A 17,761-nucleotide genomic window follows, 5' to 3' on the forward strand; every position below is an offset into this window, starting at 1 on the left:
TAATCCTAGTTAATATTTATTTTGTATAGTTAATAGCTTTTTCTAAAGATAAAGCACCATCAAATAGAGTTTGTTCATCATATGCTTTTGCAATAAATTGTAATCCAACTGGCATTCCATTTTCATCTTTATCAACTGGTAATGAAATAGCTGGAAGTCCTGCAAGATTTATAGAAATAGTATAAATATCACTTAAATACATCTCTAAAGATGTTTTAAATGAACCAAATTCTGGTGCAGTTGTTGGAGCAACTGGAGATAATATTAAATCTGCTTCACTAAAAATTGATGAATATTCATCTTTAATTAAATGTCTAACTTTTTGAGCTTTGATATAATATGCATCATAATATCCAGAACTTAAAACAAAAGAACCTAACATAATTCTTTTTTGTACTTCACTACCAAAACCTTGTGATTTTGTTTGAACATACATATCTTTTAATCCAGCATCACCTTTTCTGTTTCCAAATCTAACACCATCAAATCTTGCAAGATTTGCAGATGCTTCTGCTGTTGCAACGATATAATAAGTTGAAACTATTTTTTGTGTATCTAACATATTTTTGTGAATTATTTTATGCCCAGCCTCTTCTAAAGCTTTTACAGCCTTTTCAAAACCTTTTTGAATTGCAGGACTTGCTTGTGATACAAAGTTATCAATAACAGCAATTGTTAATTTTCTATCTGAATTTAATTTAGGAGTAACTGCATCATACTCAATATTTGCAGAAGTTGAATCCATTGGATCATATCCTGAAATAATATCATATAAAATTGCTGCATCTTCAACATTTTGAGTAATTGGTCCACATTGATCAAGTGAAGATGAATAAGCAGTTATTCCATATCTTGAAACCCTTCCATAAGTTGGTTTCATCCCTACACAACCACAATAAGCTGCAGGTTGTCTAATACTTCCACCTGTATCTGTTCCTAGTGCTGCAATTGCAATTCCAGCAGCAACAGCAGCAGCTGAACCACCCGAACTTCCTCCTGGAACTTTTGAATTATCAATTGGATTTAATGTTTTTCCATAACAAGAAGATTCAGTTGAACTTCCCATTGCAAACTCATCCATATTTGTTCTACCATATGGTGATAATCCAGCTTTTTCTAAATTATTAATTACAGTTGCATTATATGGTGAGATATAACCCTTTAAAATATTACTAGAACAAGTAATTTCCCAATTTTTTACATTTATATTATCTTTAATAGCTATTGGAATACCTGAACCAGATTTTGAAATTTCACTTGAAGTTAATTGCTCTACATAAGCACCTATATTGTTTTCTTTTATTTTTTGATTTAGATCGTCTCTTAATTTTTTTATATCATCACTAGCTAAAGTTAGTGCTTCTTTTAGGGTTATCAATCGGTTCTCCTATGATTTTACAGTTGTAGTATTGCGCGAAATAATATCAAAAAGTTAATTAAAAAAAGGTTAGAAAAAGGCTTTTTTAAGAATAAAAAAAAGGGATAGAAACTTGTTCTATCCCTTTTAAAGTAAATAAAATCTATTATACAAATGAGATGAATGCCATAGGCGTTGCATCACCTTTTCTAATTCTAGTTTTTATTATAGAAGTATATCCACCATTTCTATCTACATATTTTGGTGCGATTTCATTAATCAGTTTTTTAACTGCTTCTTTAGATTGTAATTCTGCGAATACTAATCTGTGAGTATTAAAATCTGCATTTCTTGCAGTTGTAACTAATCTTTCAATGTATCTTTTTAACTCTTTTGCTTTAGGTACAGTTGTTTCGATTTTTTCTCTTTCGATAATAGCAATTGCCATGTTTTTTAACAATGCTTTTCTATGAGAAGAAGTTCTACTTAACTTTCTATATCCATGCTTGTGTCTCATATTAAACCCTTAATTATGCTTTTAGTTGCTCTAATTTTCTTCTTAATGCAGAAGCAACATTTTCTGGAAGTGTATTTTCAACTGGGTATCCTAAAGATTCTAACTTTTCAGCGATCTCATCATAAGATTTTTTCCCAAGATTTTTAATATTTTTTACTTCAACTTCACTCATAAGTACTAATTCACCTAAATACTTTAGTCCAGCTCTATCTAAAGAGTTGAAACTTCTAGCACTTAAATTTAAATCATCAATTTTGATAACTAATTCTTTAAGTTCAACTGGTTCTTCTCCAGAATCACTTACTGTTACTTCTGATAAATCAAATACTTTGTTAAATACTGACATTTGTGAATACATAACAGATACTGCTTCTTTAAAAGCAGCAATTGGAGAAATTTGTCCATTTGTTTGTACTGTAAATACAGCTTTTTCAAAGTTAGGATTATCTTCAACTAACATTTTTTCAATATCATAAACCACTTTTTTAACAGGTGTAAAGAAAGCATCAATTGGAATATAATCTGGTCCAACAATATCTCTAATATCTTCAGAAGGCATATATCCTATACCTTTTTGGATAATTACAGAGAATGTTAAATTACAATCACTATTAATCGTTGCTAAATGAGCATCTTTTGATACAACTTCAACGTCAGAGTTAATTAAATCTTCACCTTTAATTTCTCTTGGTCCATTGAAAGAGTACTCAACTACAACTTGCTCTTTATCACCATTTATTTTAAACTTAATATTCTTTAAATTTATAACAAAAATAGCTATATCTTCTAGCATACCTCTTAATGAGTCAAACTCATGAGAAGCACCTTCAATTTTTACTGCAATTGGTGCATAACCAACCGAAGAACTTAATAAAAGTCTTCTCAAAGGGTGTGCTAAAGTAATTGCAAAACCATCCTCAAATGGATATGCTGATATTTTAGCCTCATTATCACTGATAGCCTCTATTTCAACTTCAGTTGGTAAAAACGGAGTTTCTGCAAATTTTTTCATTAGCTACCTTTTATTTATTATTTAGAATATAACTCTACGATTAATCTCTCTTCAACAGGGATAACAACTTCTTCTCTTGCTGGTATTCTTGTGAAAATTCCAAATACTTTATCTTTATCTACATTAACCCAATCAACCATTCCAGTTTGATTTGTTAATTCTAATGCTCTTACAATTTGAGGATTAGTTTTTGATTTTTCTTTAATCTCAATTTTTTGTCCAGGTTTTACTAAGTAAGAAGGAATGTTAACTTTTTTACCATCTACTAAAACGTGTCCATGAGTTGTAAATTGTCTTGCATTTGCTCTAGTTGTAGCAAATCCCATTCTAAATACAACGTTATCTAATCTTTGCTCAATTAAAGTAATTAGGTTTGCTCCTGTATTACCTTCTCTTCTTGCAGCTTCTTTAAAGTATTTTCTGAATTGTTTTTCAGAAACACCATACATAAATTTAGCTTTTTGTTTTTCTCTTAATTGTAATCCGTACTCAGAAATTTTAGCTCTTCTTTGTCCGTGTTGTCCTGGAGCAAATGGTCTTTTTTCTAAAGCACTTTTACCTGATAATCTTCTCTCACCTTTTAATCCAAGATCCGCATCAAGTCTTCTTTCGATTTTTTCTACTGGTCCTCTATATCTTGCCATTATTTACCCCTTACACTCTTCTTCTTTTAGGAGGTCTACAACCATTGTGTGGTAATGGTGTAACATCTTTTAACCAAGTAACTCTAACTCCGTCCATAGAACCTACTGCTTTAACAGCTGTATCTCTTCCTGAACCTGGTCCTTGAATTTTAATACCTACATTCTTAATACCATGTTCCATTGCTTTATTCATAGCATCTTCTACAGCTGCTTGTGCTGCGAATGGAGTTGATTTTTTAGAACCTTTGAATCCTAAGTTTCCAGCACTTGACCATGCGATTGCGTTTCCTGCATTATCCGTAACTGTAACCATTGTATTGTTAAAACTTGCAGCAATATGTACGATACCGTCAGCAATATTTTTTCTTACAATTTTTTTTCTAGTAACTTTTCTTTTTGCCATCTACAATCCCTTATTTAGTTGCTGCACCAACAGTTTTCTTTTTACCTTTTCTTGTTCTAGCATTAGTTTTAGTCTTTTGCCCTCTACAAGGTAAACCTTTTCTATGTCTTAAACCTCTATATGATCCTAAATCCATTAAAGCTTTAATATCCATAGCAACTTTTTTTCTTAAATCCCCTTCTACAAGGTAGTTTTCTTGGATTTCTTTTCTGATAGTCGCTGCTTCGTCTTCAGATAGTTCAAATGCTCTTTTGTTATAATCAATTCCAACAGCATCTAAAATTAGTCTAGAGTTATGTAATCCGATTCCATAAATATATGTTAAAGCATATTCCATTCTCTTTTTGTTTGGTAAATCAACACCCGCGATTCTTGCCATGTGTCTTATCCTTGTCTTTGTTTATGTTTTTTGTTTTCGCAGATTACTCTTACGACACCTCTTCTTTTGATAACCTTACATTTATCACACATTTTTTTTACTGAAGCTCTTACTTTCATAAGCCTGTCCTCTTCTTTGTGTTTTTTTCCACTTTCAACAGGAAAAAGCCCTAAAAAATAATATATCTTATCTTTAAGCTTTTACCAACTCTTTATAAAATAAAACATGTATATTTTATAAAAACTTCCTCAATGATTGAAAAAATGGATTCGGATTATAATTAATTTTTACTTAAAAGAAGTTGAATATATAAAAGAATAACTATTTAATCATATTTATTATAATATTACGTAATATTATATGATAAAGAAAGGATTTATTTTGTCACTACTTTTTAAAAATGATTTAATAAAAATAGAGATTGAACCATCTGAAATTCCATGGCTAAAAATATTTACAAATGAACCAATAAAAGAATTTTCACATTGTGATGAAAATACTAAAAAAGAGATTTGGAAATATTTAGATTTAATTGAAAAAGAGATGATATCTTATTTTAAACCAGAAAAGATAAATATTGCATCTTTTGGGAACTATGTTCCTCATGTTCATTTTCATATTATGGCAAGATTTAAAGAGGATTCATTTTTCCCTGAACCAATGTGGGGAAAAAAACAAAGAGAAGCAAATCTAAACCTACCCTTTTTTGACGATTTTTATGAAATAATAAAAAAGAAGTTTTAAACTTCTTTTTTATCCATCTTGATTTATTTTAGCGATTAACTCTTCTAATACAACTTCTGCTTTATCTGTATCAATTTGACATCCACCAGCAGCTTTATGTCCACCACCATTGTATTTAAGCATTAATTCACCAACATTTGTATTTGAAGATTTATTGATAATTGATTTTCCAGTACTAAATACGATATTTTGTTTATCTTTACCCCAAACAACATGAATAGAGATATTTTGTTCTGGATGCATAGCATATACCATAAATCTATTTCCAGGATAAATTATCTCTTCATATCTATAATCAATAATTAAAAGATTTCCAACAACTTTTGTACATCTTTTTAATTGCTCTTTAAAATTCTCTTCATATTTAAAATATAAATCTATTCTTTCTTTAATATCTGGTAAATCTAAAATTTCATCTATATTGTGTCTTGCACAATACTCTATTAAATCCATCATTAATTGATAATTTGAAATTCTAAAATCTCTAAATCTTCCAAGACCTGTTCTTGAATCCATTAAAAAACTAAGTAGTGCCCATCCTCTTGGTTTTAAAATATCATCAATATCAAAATCAGCTGAATCTGCTTTATTTGCACCATTCATCATAGCTGTAAAATATCCAGGGAAAACTTCATCTCCTCCATAATATTCATAAACAACTTGTGCTGCACTTGGTGCATTAGGATTTATTATATGATTATCTTTTTTTTCATTTCTTAATGTTTCAGAAAAATGGTGATCAAAAGCTAAAAATACTCCATCAACGTATGGAAGATTTGTAGTAATATCATCTTTTGTAATTTGAACTTTTCCATCTTGCATATCTTTTGGATGAACAAAAGCTATTTCATCAATAATATTCAAATATTTAAGTAAAGTACCACAAACTAAACCATCCATATCGCTTCTAGTAACTAATCTATATTTTTTTTCATTCATATCTAAATCCTAAAATTATAATTTTCTATTTTATCATAAAAAATTATTTATTTATATATTTAACTATAATATCACCCATAGCAGTTGTATTTAACACCTCTTTTGCATCAAATGCTGCTAAATCTTTTGTTCTATATCCATCTTTTAATACTGCTTTTATTGCTTCTTCTATCATATCTGCTGCTTTTACTTCATTTAAAGAGTATCTTAGCATCATTGCTGCACTTACGATTGTTGCTATTGGATTTGCTATTCCCATTCCTGCTATATCTGGTGCTGAGCCATGTATTGGTTCATATATTGCTGTTTTATCTCCTGTTGAAGCACTTGGAAGTAATCCAATTGAACCAACTACCATTGAAGCTGTATCTGAAAGAATATCACCAAAGATATTTCCTGTTACGATAACATCAAATTGTTTTGGGTTTCTTACAAGTTGCATTGCTGCGTTATCTACATACATATGAGTTAATTCAACATCTGGGTAATCTTTTGCTAATTCGTTCATAGTATCTCTCCAAAGTTGAGAAACTTCTAAAACATTTGCTTTATCAACAGAACAAACTCTTTTATCTCTTTTTCTTGCAAGTTCAAATGCTGTTTTACCAATTCTAATTATTTCTGGTTTTGTATAAACCATTGTATTAAATGCTTTAAATCCATCATTCTCTCTTGGTTTTCCAAAATAGATTCCACCAATTAATTCTCTTACAATCATAATATCAACACCTTGAATTACTTCAGGTTTTAAAGTTGATGCATTTACTAATTCGTCATAAATAATTGCAGGTCTTAAGTTTGCGTATACACCCATTTCTTCTCTGAATTTTAATAATCCAGTTTCTGGTCTTAATTCTCTAGGAAGTGTATCCCATTTTTCTCCACCAATTGCACCAAACAAACAAGCATCAGAGTTTAAAACTCCATCAACAGTTTCCGCTGGAAGTGGAACACCAGTAGTATCAATAGCAATTCCACCCATTAGGTATTCTTTATAATTTAATTCAAAATCACATTTTTTTGCAGCTGCGTTTAATACTTTTATTGCTTCATCAACAATTTCTGGACCTATCCCATCACCTTTGATTATTGATATATTATAGTTTTTCATTAATTAGCCTTTTTCATTTCTTCAATTGCATAATTTATTAATCCACCACTTGCAATTAACTCTTGCATAAATGGAGGAATTGGAATAAATTTATATGTTTTATTAGTAGTATTATTTGTAATTTCACCCTTATCTAAATCAATAGAGATCTCTTCACCCTCTTTTATTTCTAAAGATTCAGGTAATTCAAATATAGGTAATCCCATGTTAAATGCATTTCTATAAAAAATTCTTGCAAATGAAGGTGCAACAACAGCAGCAACACCAGCAGCTTTTAATGCGATTGGTGCATGTTCTCTACTTGAACCACATCCAAAATTCTCTCCAGCAACAATAATGTCACCTCTTTGTAATTTTTTTGGAAATTCAGGATCTGCATCTTCCATTACATATTTTGCTAAATGTTCAGGGTCTGAACTATTTAAGTAACGTGCAGCTATGATAACGTCTGTATCGATATTTGCTCCAAAATTCCACACTTTTCCAGTAATTTTACTCATAATATATGTCCTTGTATTCAATAAATTTCAAATTCATTAAATAAAATATTTTCGAAAAAAATGCATTTTAGCCAATTTTTTAGTAATATTTGTTTAAATCTACTTTTTTTAATAAGATGTTTAACTAATTTGGGTATAATATCCGACCATCTTAATAAAGAGGATTTCCTAACACAATGAGCGTAAAAGATATAAATAAAACTATCGAGCAATTGGTAAAAGAGTATAAAGACTCTGTGCTTACATATGAGAAAATTATTAAAATCTTTCCTAAAGCACCTTCAGGTCCAAACATCAAAAAACTTTTAGCATTAATACAATTATATAATGTAACTGTAATTAGTTCTCAAGAACAAGCAAAAAGAATGAATGCTGAAGAAGCTAAAAAAAGAAAAGAATTAAGAGAAAAATTAATTGAAAACGAAGATGACGTTTACGATTTATTAAAAAACAAAGAACTACTTGAATGGTCAAGATCTGATTCTCCAGTTAGAATGTATCTTAGAGAAATGGGGCAAATTCCTCTTTTAACAAAAGAAGAAGAAGTTGAAATCTCTAAAAAAATTGAAACTGGTGAAGATATTATTCTTGATGCTATTTGTTATGTACCTTATTTGATTGATTTTATTTTAGAGTACAAAGAACCTTTAGTAAATAGAGAAAGAAAAGTAAAAGAGTTATTTAAAAACTTTGATGATGACGAAGATTCAGAAGCTGAAGAAGAAGATGAAGAATTAGATGAAGATTTAGATGAAGATTTAGACGAAGAAGATAATGATTCTGATGAAGAAAAAAATAGCGGAAAAAAACAGAAAAAGCTTGATAAAAGAGCTCAAACTATTATTGAAGCATTTAAAAATTTAGAAAAAGCTAAAAAAGATTGGCTTAAATTCCAAGTTAAAGAGACTGCGAAATCTGATGATGAAACAGATCAAATGACTTTTAATTTAGCTGTTGCTTTTAAAAAGAAAATTTTAAAAGAAGCTTTATTAGATTTAGGTCCAACTTCTAAATTAATTACTGAAATCGTAAAAGCAATGGAAACTGCACTTAAATCTGATACTGGTTTTGAAAGTGAATTAAAAAGATTAGAGTATAAGTTACCTCTATTTAATGAAACTTTATTAAAAAATCACAAAAAGATTTTAGATAATATTGTTAATTTATCAAAAGCACAAATTACATCTATGGTTCCAGAAGCTACAATGGTTTCTACATATATGGAAATTAAAAAACTGTTCCAAACAGCAGAAGCTTCAAAAGGTGGATTTGATTTAACTCCTGAAGAGTTAAAAGACGTTCTTGAACAAATTAAAAGAGGTAAACAAATTACGGATACTTCTAAAACAAGAATGGCAAAATCAAATCTTAGACTTGTTGTATCTATTGCAAAAAGATATACAAATAGAGGTTTACCTTTCCTTGATTTAATTCAAGAAGGAAACATTGGTCTTATGAAAGCTGTTGATAAGTTTGAATACAAAAAAGGTTATAAATTCTCTACTTATGCAACATGGTGGATTAGACAAGCTATTTCAAGAGCAATTGCAGACCAAGCTAGAACTATTAGAATTCCAATTCATATGATTGAAACTATTAATAGAATTAATAAGATCATCAGAAAAGGTATTCAAGAAAATGGAAGAGAGCCTGATGTGGATGAAATCGCAAAAGAAGTTGGACTTCCTGTTGATAAAGTTAAACAAGTTATCAAAATCACTAAAGAGCCAGTATCTTTAGAAGCTCCTATTGGAAGTGATGATGATGGTAAATTTGGAGATTTTGTTCCTGATGAAAAAGCTCCAACACCAGTTGATAATATCATGAAAGAAGATTTACAAGGTCAAATTGATCAAATTTTAGGTCAATTAAATGAAAGAGAACAAGCTGTTATTAGAATGAGATTTGGTCTTATGGAAGATGCAAGTGATAGAACATTAGAAGAGATTGGAAAAGAACTTTCTGTTACAAGAGAGAGAGTTAGACAAATTGAATCAAGTGCTATTAAAAAGTTAAAGCATCCAAAAGTTGGTAAAAATCTTAAAAATTACGTAGAAAGTTAATAATATGAGTTTTTTCGAAGAATGGGTTGAATTAGACTTAAATCCTGTACTTTCTTTTTCATCTAGTTCTAAAATTTTATATTCTAATTCAGAAGCACAGTTTTTATTGAATAGAATTAAACCTAAAGAACTATTTGATTTAGCATTAACTTATGCTCCAAAAACATTTGGAGCATTAACTTCTTATATTGATTTAACTATTAAAAATTACACTTTTTATGCAATAACTGTTATGTATGAAAATGAAGATGAAATTCATATGAAACTTTATAAAAGTGCAATGGTTAAAAAAGAATCAAAACTAAATATTAAAAATATTAATACAACAAATATTTTTACATTGGTGGATTTAGCAATTTCTACAAGTAAAATTAAAACAAATATTAATTTTACAAAAAATTACGACCCTTCTATTCCAGAATTTAAACTCGATGCAAGTGCATTTATAAAAACATTAAATCAGATTTTTGAAGCATTTAGTGAAAGTAAAAACGTATCATGTTCAATTTTATTAAAAATTGGAGAATATATCAAAATTGATGGGAAAAAATACTCTTTAATTAGTATTGAAATCACATCTGATGAAAATAATGAATTTTCAAAAATAAATTTAAAAGATAATCACTCTTTTATATTAACAGCAGATGAAAATAAAGTGACTATCGACTTACCTCTAATTTTATAATTTCAAAGCTATTTTTTGATTAGCTTTGAAATTAAAACTCCAATAGGAACAATTCCTAATCCTACGATAAAAGCTATTGGTATAAATATTTTATTATTATTTAAAGCAAAAAAACCAAAAATCAATAACCCATAACCTAAAACTCTATAAATAGATAAAAATCCACCTGTAGCAAATAATGTATTTTTAAAAGTATTTCTTTTTACTTTTGATTTTTCATCATTAATTATTTCTTTAATTTTTTCAGGTGTTAATTCTGTTTCTGGAACTTCTTCATATTCACTATATAAATCATAAGGATCATCAATTTCATCTATTTTATCTCTATCTTCAGTTTTAGAAGTTTGTGATAAATCTAAATTTGATAATCTATTTTCAATATTTTTTTTGTAAGAAATAAAAGAAGCAATAGTAATAAACAAAGATGAAAAAAAAGCAACTTGAGTATTTAAAAGCCATAATTTATCTTGAAAAATTAGTGCATAAATAAAAATGCAAAGATTTAAAAAAATAAAAACCTTTGCAAATTTTATAATCTCTTGATTAATTTTCATCTTCATCAAAAGATTTATCTCCATATTTTGCCCTATGAGCATATCTTGGATCATTTTCTAATCCTTCATACACTTTTTGAGCTCTTTTATATGCTTTATAAACATTTAAACCAGCAGCAAATATTCCCCATGCAATTCCAAGCCATAAAGTCCAAGTATATCCAGTTAATTGTTTTAAACCATATCCTATACCAAAACCAATTAATATAGCTGCTACAATAGAAATTCCTAAAGATAGATTATCTAAAGCAGCTATTTTATCTTGATGTTTTGGTTTTTCTTCTAGTTCTTCTTGCATCATTTATCCAATAAATGTACAACAATAATCAGTTATTTCTAATACTTTTATATCAAAAGAACAATTTGCAGGAACTTCAAAATATTCACCTGCACTATAAGTTTCCCAATTACTATCACCACAAGCAACTAAAACTTCCACTTTTCCTGCAATAATTTCCATATGTTCTGCATCTTTTGTTCCAAAAGTGTATTCACCTGGCATCATAATACCTAAAGTTTTTTTAACTCCATTTTCATCTACAAAACTTCTACTTGTAACTTTTCCATCGAAATAGATATTCGCTTTTTTTGTTAATTCTACATTTTTAATTGTTGGCATTTTTTTTCCTTTTTTTTAATATTAAATTTTTTTTAGTTGTTCTTATAAGTTTTTCATAATTTCATCTGCAGCATTTAAGCATGCATCTATATCTTCATTTGTAATTGTTGTACAAATAAAACCAGTTTCGTATTGAGAACAAGCGAAATAAAAACCTTTTTTTAACATTTCATGATGGAATGTTGCAAATCTTTTAAAATCACAAAGCCCTACTTCAGCAAAATTTTTTGGAGCTTTTTCACAAAAGAAAAATCCAAACATACTTCCTCTTGTATCTACTTGCATAGGAATATTATATTTTGTTGCTATATCTTTTAAACCATTTACTAATTTATTAGCTTTCGCACTTAAATCAGCATAAATTAGTTCTGAATTTGCTTTTAATTTTCTAAGACTTACTAATCCAGCAGCCATAGCAACTGGATTACCACTTAAAGTTCCAGCTTGATAAACTTTACCTTCAGGTGACAAATGTCCCATAATTTCTCTACTTGCAGCAAAAGCACCAACTGGCATACCAGCACCTATTACTTTTCCAAATGTGATAATATCACCTTGAGTTTTTAAAATTCCACTTGCACCTTTTAAACTTGCTCTAAATCCTGACATAACTTCATCAAAAATTAGAAGTGCACCATATTTATCACATAATTCTCTACAAGTTGCTAAAAACTCTTCAGTTGCAGGAACTAATCCCATATTTCCAGCAATTGGTTCTATAATAATACAAGCAATATCAGAGCTATCTTCAAAACATTTTTTTAAGTTTTCAATATTGTTATATTCACAAACTAAAGTATGTTTTGTTAAATCAGCTGGAACACCTGGACTACTTGGAGCTCCAAATGTTGCCATTCCAGAACCTGCTTGTACTAAAAGAGAATCCGAATGTCCATGATAACAACCTTCAAATTTGATGATATCATTTTTACCTGTAACACCACGTGCTAATCTAATTGCAGACATTGTAGCTTCTGTACCAGAACTTACAAATCTAACTTTGTCGATATTATCGTACATTTCAACAATTTCATTTGCTAATTGTGTTTCAAGTTCTGTTGGTGCTCCAAATGACAATCCATTTTTTACAGTTTTTATAACAGCTTCTTCAATATCTTTATCACAATGACCAAATATTAAAGGTCCCCAACTTTGAACAAAATCTAAGTATTTATTTCCATCTATATCATATAAATATGCTCCTTCACCTTTTTGAATAAAAGGTGGTGTCCCCCCTACACTTTTGAAAGCACGAACAGGTGAATCAACCCCTCCTGGTATTACTTTACAAGCTTCTTCATAAGCTTTTATTGATTTTTCAAACATTCACATTCCTAATTAATCATTTATTAGCGGAATTGTACTATAATCCCGCTTATGAAAATTATTATCCTAGCTTTTATTATTTCAATATCTTTACATTTACTTTTTTTGAAAAAATACAAGAATGATGAATTAGCAAAAAATAATTCAAATAATGAACTTGTAGAAAAAAAATCTGATGTAAAATTTGTCAAAATTAAAAAACAAGAAATTGCTGAAGCAAAAATTGAACCAATTGAAAAACCTGTTGAGATTAAAAAAAATGAGGCAGTAAAAAAAGAGATAAAAGAGACTAAACCTTTAGTTAAAAATATAGAAAAAAAAGTTGAAAGAAAAAAAGAAGTAAATTTTGAAAAAGCAAAAAAACTTCAAGATAATCTATTAAAAGAACAAATTGTAAAAAATGAAAACTCTTTACAAGAAAAAACTTTAGAGAATTTTTTATCACAAAAAGAGCCAGTAAATAAAGAGATATTAACAGAACTAGAAAAATTATATGGAGAAGAGTATCAAACTTTTACAAAAGTTCAAAAAGCATATTTAGAAAAAAATCTTAATAATTTTCAAGTTATTACCCAAAGAGTTTTAGATAGATTAGGTTATCCAAAACTTGCAGCCAAACTTAAAATTGGTGGAATAAATATTGTTGAATTTATGTTTCATCCTGATGGAAGTATTACAGATTTAAAAATTATAAACTCTTCAAGTTACGCTGTACTTGACGAATATACTTTAGAATTAATTGAAATTGCATATAAAGATTATCCAAAACCAACAACTACAACAAAATTAAGATTTAAAGTATTTTATAGACTATTTTAGGAAAATTAATGATTTTAGAAAGAATTAGAATTTATTTAAGTAAATTAATAAATGGAGATGTTCCATTAGTTGTTATTTTTTGGTTATGGTTTATTTTTATATCTGTTTGTATAGAAACATTTATGCAAGTTGGATTTCAATTTAACAATAAAAATATCTATTTAGAACTCTTTATATATTTTTTAATTTTATCATATTCAATATTTGTATTTTTCATAACTTTTAAAAGTGCAAATAAATATCAAGGTTCGAAATTTTGGTCATTTTCTGCAAAAACAATAGTAACTTTAAATCTATTTTTTTCTATTGCATTTTTTGTTGAAACTTATAAATACTATTTTTTAGAAGATTATTATATAGAAAAAGATATTGAAGATTTTAAACAAAATTTACCTATTCAAGTTGACTTAAATAGTGTTTTAATTGATATTTATAAAAAAGAAAAAAGTATTTTTTATAAATATACTCTATTTGGGATAGATTTGAGTAATGAAAAAACAAAAAATATGTTTACAAAACAAATTAAAGATTCTCTTTGTGAAAGTGAAACAACTTTAGCACTATTAAAAAAAGATTACATTTTAGCCTATAAATATACAAATGAAAATGATGAAGAATTACTTGATATACAGACTAAAAAAGAGGATTGTGGAGAATCTATTTATGATTTAGATATTGTAAATAGTTTATTAAAACAACAAGGGGTATAAATAGAGATTTAACTCTATTTACTTCTTATAACTTTCTTTCATAATTATATAAATTCATATATCTAAATGCTAATAAATTCTCTAATATAGCAAATGTCACAATAAAATTTATAAAAGAACTTCCCCCATAGGAAAACAGTGGTAAAGGAAGTCCAACAACTGGAGCAAAACCAATTACCATCAAAATATTTATACTCATATTAAAAAATATCAAAAGCCCTAGCCCTGAAGCAAAGGCTCTAATGACATAATCATCTTTAAAAAAATAGTTCATTGATAATAGATGTAAAATAATCAATAAATATAAAAAGATTAATCCTAAAGCACCTAAAAAACCATATCTTTCTACAAAATAAGCAAAAATAAAATCACTTGTTGCAATTGGTAAAAATTTTAACTGAGTTTGTGTAGCTTCTTCACTCTCTTTTCCAGTAAGTCCACCTGAACCAATAGCTATAATTGATTGTTGAACATGGTAACTTGGTTTTTCAGAAATAAAATCTGTAATTCTTTTTTTCTGATAATCTTTAATTAAATAGGTATAAATAAAAGGTGAAGAGATACCTATTACTAAAACGATTGAAGCCCAAATCTTCCAATTTACCCCTACTAAAAATAATATTCCATATCCAACAAAAAGTAAAACTAATGCTGTCCCTAAATCAGGTTCTATTGCAATTAGAAAAAATGGTAATAAAATATAAAATGAAAAATATATAAAATCTTTTAAATTATAACCATTTTTAGGAGGTGGCTTATGTTGTATTAAATAACCTAACATTAAAATAAATACAGGTTTGATTAGTTCTGATGGTTGAATTGTTGTACCAAGTCCAGGAATATATATCCATCTTTTAGCACCTAATTTAGAGATTCCAATAAACTCTACTGCAATTAATAAAATTATTCCTATCCAATATAAAGTTGGTACTAATCTTAATCTTTTTCTAATAGGTAACATAAAAACTAAAAAAAATACAAATATAGAAATTGTAAAATATACCAATTGTTTATTGGCCAATAGTTCGTTTGTTTCACTAATTAAATGGTATGATAAGAATATCAAAGGTAAAACAAATATTATTAACAAATAATCAAAATGTGAAATAATTCTTTTATCAAATAAACGCATAGTGAAAGAGTATCTAAATATGGATAAAAATTTTATTGTTTTTGAAACAAATAGACTAGATAAATTTTTAGCTTCAAAAATTGAAGCTTCAAGAAATCAAATAGAACAACTAATTAAAAAAGAGTACGTAAAAGTAGATGGTAAAATAGTTAGCAAAACAGGTTTAAAATTAAAAGAAAATCAAGTAATTGATGTTCATTTTCCAGAAGCTGAATTTAATACAACTAAAGATGAAGAGTTTATTATAAACTCTTTAGAAAATAAAGAGGTAGAAATAATTTATGAAGATGAATATATTCTTGTAATAAATAAACCTTACAATCTTACAGTTCATGATGCACCAAGTGTAAAAGATGCAACTTTAGTTGATTGGCTAAAATTAAAAAATATTTCACTTTCAACAATAAGTGGAGAAGAAAGACACGGAATTGTTCATAGACTTGATAAAGGTACAAGTGGTGTTATGGTAGTTGCAAAAACAAATGAAGCTCATGTTGGATTATCAAAACAACTTGAAGAAAAATCTATGGGAAGATATTATCTTGCAATAATTGATATGCCATTAAAAGAAAATACAATTATTGAAAAACCTATTGGAAGAAATCCAAATAATAGATTAAAAATGTCAATTGAAGAAAATGGTAGATTTGCAAAGTCAGCTTTTTCAAAAATTGCTTTAAGTGATAATGAAAAATTTGAATTAATTGCATGTAAACTATTTACAGGAAGAACTCATCAAATTAGAGTTCACTTAAGTTCGATAAATAGGCATATACTTGGAGATAATTTATATGGTTTTAAGGGCGAATTAAATAAAATAAATAGATTTTATTTGCATGCTTATTATCTTTATTTAACTCATCCTATAACAAATAAGCAAATGAGTTTCAAAGCAAATTTACCAGAAGACATAAATAATTTTTTAAATAACAATTTCCAAAAGGAGAATATTGATGATAAAATTGATGAAAATTACATCATTAGCAGTTTTACTTTTTCTATTTAGTGGTTGTAATAATATACTTGATAATCTAAATACACCAACAAAACCTAAAATTAATAACTCAGTTGAAACTGTAGATTTTAATTCTATAAAATCTATTCCAGATATGACTTCAATTGGATTTGAATGGCAAAGATCAAACGACCCAAAAGTTGTAGGATATAACTTTTATCGAATGGATTTACAAAAAGATGGAAAAACTTTAAGACTTATAAAATCAATTGATAACAGATATGCTACACACTATGTTGATAAAGATTTAGAGCCAAATACAAAATATGCTTACCAAATATCTGCAAGATTAGCAGATGGAAGTGAATCTCCTACAACTGATGCGTATATAGTACAAACATTACAAAGACTTCCTGCAGTTGAGTTTGTTCAAGCAATTTCTGATTTACCAAATAGAATAAAAATCATTTGGAGACCACATCCAGACCCAAGAGTTCAATACTATAGAATTGAAAAATTCAATACAACTTTAAATGAATGGATTTATTTAAAAACTATAAATCAAAGATTATCAGTTGAATATATTGATACAGGTTTAGAAAATAATACAGCTTACAAATATAGAGTAAAAGCATTTACATTTAATGATGTTGAATCAGCAACTTCAAAACCAGTGGTAGCTAAAACAAAACCTCTTCCAATTAGACCATCTAATATAAGAGCATCAAATAATATTCCTAAAAAAATATTTTTAGCTTGGGATGCTTCACAAACACAAGATATTATAAAATACGATATTCATAGAAGTGTTTATACATCTTTTGGATATAAAAAAGTTGGAACTGTAAATTCAAATGTTCTTGAATATACAGATAAAACAGACGATGATGGAAGAGTTTATTATTATAAAGTTATTGCTGTAGGGAAAGATGGTTTAGAGAGTTCTTTTGATGTAAATCCTACAAAAGGAATAAGTTTACCAAAACCTGCAAAACCAGTATTAACTCTTGCGCAAATTCAAAATAATAGAGCTATTTTAAATTGGAAAGCTGGAGATAATAGAGCTGTTTCGTATAACGTTGTGAAAAAAATAAAACAAAATTTCTTTGAATATAAAGAAGTAAAATTTAATAATATTAGTGATACGAGATTTGAAGATACAGATATTGTAAGTGGAGTAGAATATAAATATACAGTTCAAGCAAATGATGAGTTTGGATTAGTATCAGAAAAAACAAATGAAGCATCATTAACAATTCCAAAAACAAATTCAAAATAATAAGAAAAGATTA

At 27.8% G+C, this 17,761-nt stretch carries 22 protein-coding genes; 7 read left to right on the forward strand and 15 right to left on the reverse strand.

Annotation, left to right across the window (positions count from 1 at the left end; translation table 11 throughout):
* Positions 1–16 precede the first annotated feature (16 nt).
* From gatA to rpmJ, 7 genes are all read right to left on the reverse strand, one after another.
* Entirely contained in the window at positions 17–1,378 is a 1,362-nt protein-coding gene (gatA, locus tag AELL_RS08570) for an Asp-tRNA(Asn)/Glu-tRNA(Gln) amidotransferase subunit GatA (RefSeq protein ID WP_164967255.1), read from the reverse strand.
* 145 nt (positions 1,379–1,523) lie between these two features.
* Positions 1,524–1,874, reverse strand: a complete 351-nt coding sequence (rplQ, locus tag AELL_RS08575) for a 50S ribosomal protein L17 (RefSeq protein WP_118917548.1) — start codon at positions 1,872–1,874, stop codon at positions 1,524–1,526.
* Between the two features lie 13 nt (positions 1,875–1,887).
* Positions 1,888–2,886 (reverse strand): DNA-directed RNA polymerase subunit alpha, encoded by a 999-nt coding sequence (locus tag AELL_RS08580; protein WP_118917549.1) that lies wholly within the window; start codon positions 2,884–2,886, stop codon positions 1,888–1,890.
* Between the two features lie 17 nt (positions 2,887–2,903).
* Complete coding sequence (gene rpsD / locus AELL_RS08585) at positions 2,904–3,530, reverse strand: 30S ribosomal protein S4 (protein WP_118917550.1); 627 nt, start codon at positions 3,528–3,530, stop codon at positions 2,904–2,906.
* A 10-nt stretch (positions 3,531–3,540) separates the two neighbouring features.
* Complete coding sequence (gene rpsK / locus AELL_RS08590; protein ID WP_014474481.1) at positions 3,541–3,933, reverse strand: 30S ribosomal protein S11; 393 nt, start codon at positions 3,931–3,933, stop codon at positions 3,541–3,543.
* Positions 3,934–3,943: 10 nt separating this feature from the next.
* Positions 3,944–4,312, reverse strand: coding sequence for a 30S ribosomal protein S13 (gene rpsM / locus AELL_RS08595; RefSeq protein WP_118917551.1), 369 nt, complete (start codon positions 4,310–4,312; stop codon positions 3,944–3,946).
* A 5-nt stretch (positions 4,313–4,317) separates the two neighbouring features.
* The gene (rpmJ, locus tag AELL_RS08600) at positions 4,318–4,431 is read right to left on the reverse strand and encodes a 50S ribosomal protein L36 (protein ID WP_014474483.1); all 114 of its coding nucleotides are present in this window, start codon (positions 4,429–4,431) and stop codon (positions 4,318–4,320) included.
* Positions 4,432–4,693: 262 nt separating this feature from the next.
* Between rpmJ and AELL_RS08605 the strand changes: the two genes are divergently transcribed.
* Entirely contained in the window at positions 4,694–5,056 is a 363-nt protein-coding gene (locus AELL_RS08605) for an HIT family protein (RefSeq protein ID WP_228255502.1), read from the forward strand.
* Between the two features lie 9 nt (positions 5,057–5,065).
* Here AELL_RS08605 and AELL_RS08610 read toward each other — a convergent pair whose 3' ends face one another.
* The 3 genes from AELL_RS08610 to AELL_RS08620 are packed head-to-tail and all read right to left on the reverse strand — an operon-like array spanning position 5,066 to position 7,606.
* Positions 5,066–5,995: a DHHA1 domain-containing protein gene (locus AELL_RS08610; protein ID WP_118917553.1), complete on the reverse strand. Its 930-nt coding sequence runs from the start codon at positions 5,993–5,995 to the stop codon at positions 5,066–5,068.
* 43 nt (positions 5,996–6,038) lie between these two features.
* Positions 6,039–7,106, reverse strand: coding sequence for a 3-isopropylmalate dehydrogenase (gene leuB, locus AELL_RS08615; RefSeq protein WP_118917554.1), 1,068 nt, complete (start codon positions 7,104–7,106; stop codon positions 6,039–6,041).
* Positions 7,106–7,606 (reverse strand): 3-isopropylmalate dehydratase small subunit, encoded by a 501-nt coding sequence (locus AELL_RS08620; protein ID WP_118917555.1) that lies wholly within the window; start codon positions 7,604–7,606, stop codon positions 7,106–7,108. Before AELL_RS08620 ends, leuB begins: the two co-directional genes overlap by 1 nt.
* Positions 7,607–7,782: 176 nt before the next feature.
* Between AELL_RS08620 and rpoD the strand changes: the two genes are divergently transcribed.
* Positions 7,783–9,669 carry an RNA polymerase sigma factor RpoD gene (gene rpoD / locus AELL_RS08625; RefSeq protein WP_118917556.1) on the forward strand — a complete coding sequence of 629 codons (1,887 nt, stop codon included), beginning with the start codon at positions 7,783–7,785 and terminating at the stop codon, positions 9,667–9,669.
* A 4-nt stretch (positions 9,670–9,673) separates the two neighbouring features.
* Positions 9,674–10,354: a hypothetical protein gene (locus AELL_RS08630; protein WP_118917557.1), complete on the forward strand. Its 681-nt coding sequence runs from the start codon at positions 9,674–9,676 to the stop codon at positions 10,352–10,354.
* An 8-nt stretch (positions 10,355–10,362) separates the two neighbouring features.
* On the opposite strand, the gene AELL_RS08635 is transcribed toward AELL_RS08630, so the two are convergent.
* Genes AELL_RS08635 through hemL form a run of 4 tightly spaced genes read right to left on the reverse strand, consistent with a single transcriptional unit; the run spans position 10,363 to position 12,853 of the window.
* Positions 10,363–10,914 (reverse strand): hypothetical protein, encoded by a 552-nt coding sequence (locus tag AELL_RS08635; protein ID WP_226805970.1) that lies wholly within the window; start codon positions 10,912–10,914, stop codon positions 10,363–10,365.
* A complete protein-coding gene (locus tag AELL_RS08640; RefSeq protein ID WP_118917559.1) occupies positions 10,898–11,209 on the reverse strand; it encodes an AtpZ/AtpI family protein in 312 nt (103 codons plus the stop codon). Before AELL_RS08640 ends, AELL_RS08635 begins: the two co-directional genes overlap by 17 nt.
* Entirely contained in the window at positions 11,210–11,527 is a 318-nt protein-coding gene (ppnP, locus tag AELL_RS08645) for a pyrimidine/purine nucleoside phosphorylase (RefSeq protein WP_118917560.1), read from the reverse strand.
* A 42-nt stretch (positions 11,528–11,569) separates the two neighbouring features.
* Positions 11,570–12,853, reverse strand: a complete 1,284-nt coding sequence (gene hemL, locus AELL_RS08650) for a glutamate-1-semialdehyde 2,1-aminomutase (RefSeq protein ID WP_118917561.1) — start codon at positions 12,851–12,853, stop codon at positions 11,570–11,572.
* A 51-nt stretch (positions 12,854–12,904) separates the two neighbouring features.
* Between hemL and AELL_RS08655 the strand changes: the two genes are divergently transcribed.
* Both AELL_RS08655 and AELL_RS08660 read left to right on the forward strand, forming a co-directional pair.
* Positions 12,905–13,672 (forward strand): energy transducer TonB, encoded by a 768-nt coding sequence (locus AELL_RS08655; protein WP_118917562.1) that lies wholly within the window; start codon positions 12,905–12,907, stop codon positions 13,670–13,672.
* 8 nt (positions 13,673–13,680) lie between these two features.
* The gene (locus AELL_RS08660) at positions 13,681–14,382 is read left to right on the forward strand and encodes a hypothetical protein (protein ID WP_118917563.1); all 702 of its coding nucleotides are present in this window, start codon (positions 13,681–13,683) and stop codon (positions 14,380–14,382) included.
* A 25-nt stretch (positions 14,383–14,407) separates the two neighbouring features.
* Here the strand turns inward: AELL_RS08660 and AELL_RS08665 are convergent, their stop codons facing one another.
* The gene (locus AELL_RS08665; protein WP_118917564.1) at positions 14,408–15,514 is read right to left on the reverse strand and encodes an FtsW/RodA/SpoVE family cell cycle protein; all 1,107 of its coding nucleotides are present in this window, start codon (positions 15,512–15,514) and stop codon (positions 14,408–14,410) included.
* Positions 15,515–15,533: 19 nt separating this feature from the next.
* Between AELL_RS08665 and AELL_RS08670 the strand changes: the two genes are divergently transcribed.
* Both AELL_RS08670 and AELL_RS08675 read left to right on the forward strand, forming a co-directional pair.
* Positions 15,534–16,520, forward strand: coding sequence for an RluA family pseudouridine synthase (locus AELL_RS08670; RefSeq protein ID WP_118917565.1), 987 nt, complete (start codon positions 15,534–15,536; stop codon positions 16,518–16,520).
* Entirely contained in the window at positions 16,468–17,748 is a 1,281-nt protein-coding gene (locus tag AELL_RS08675; protein WP_226805971.1) for a fibronectin type III domain-containing protein, read from the forward strand. The genes AELL_RS08670 and AELL_RS08675 overlap by 53 nt, the downstream gene beginning before the upstream one ends.
* Positions 17,749–17,761: the final 13 nt, after the last annotated feature.

This window comes from Arcobacter ellisii, from assembly GCF_003544915.1.
Classification (GTDB): Bacteria; Campylobacterota; Campylobacteria; order Campylobacterales; family Arcobacteraceae; genus Aliarcobacter; species Aliarcobacter ellisii.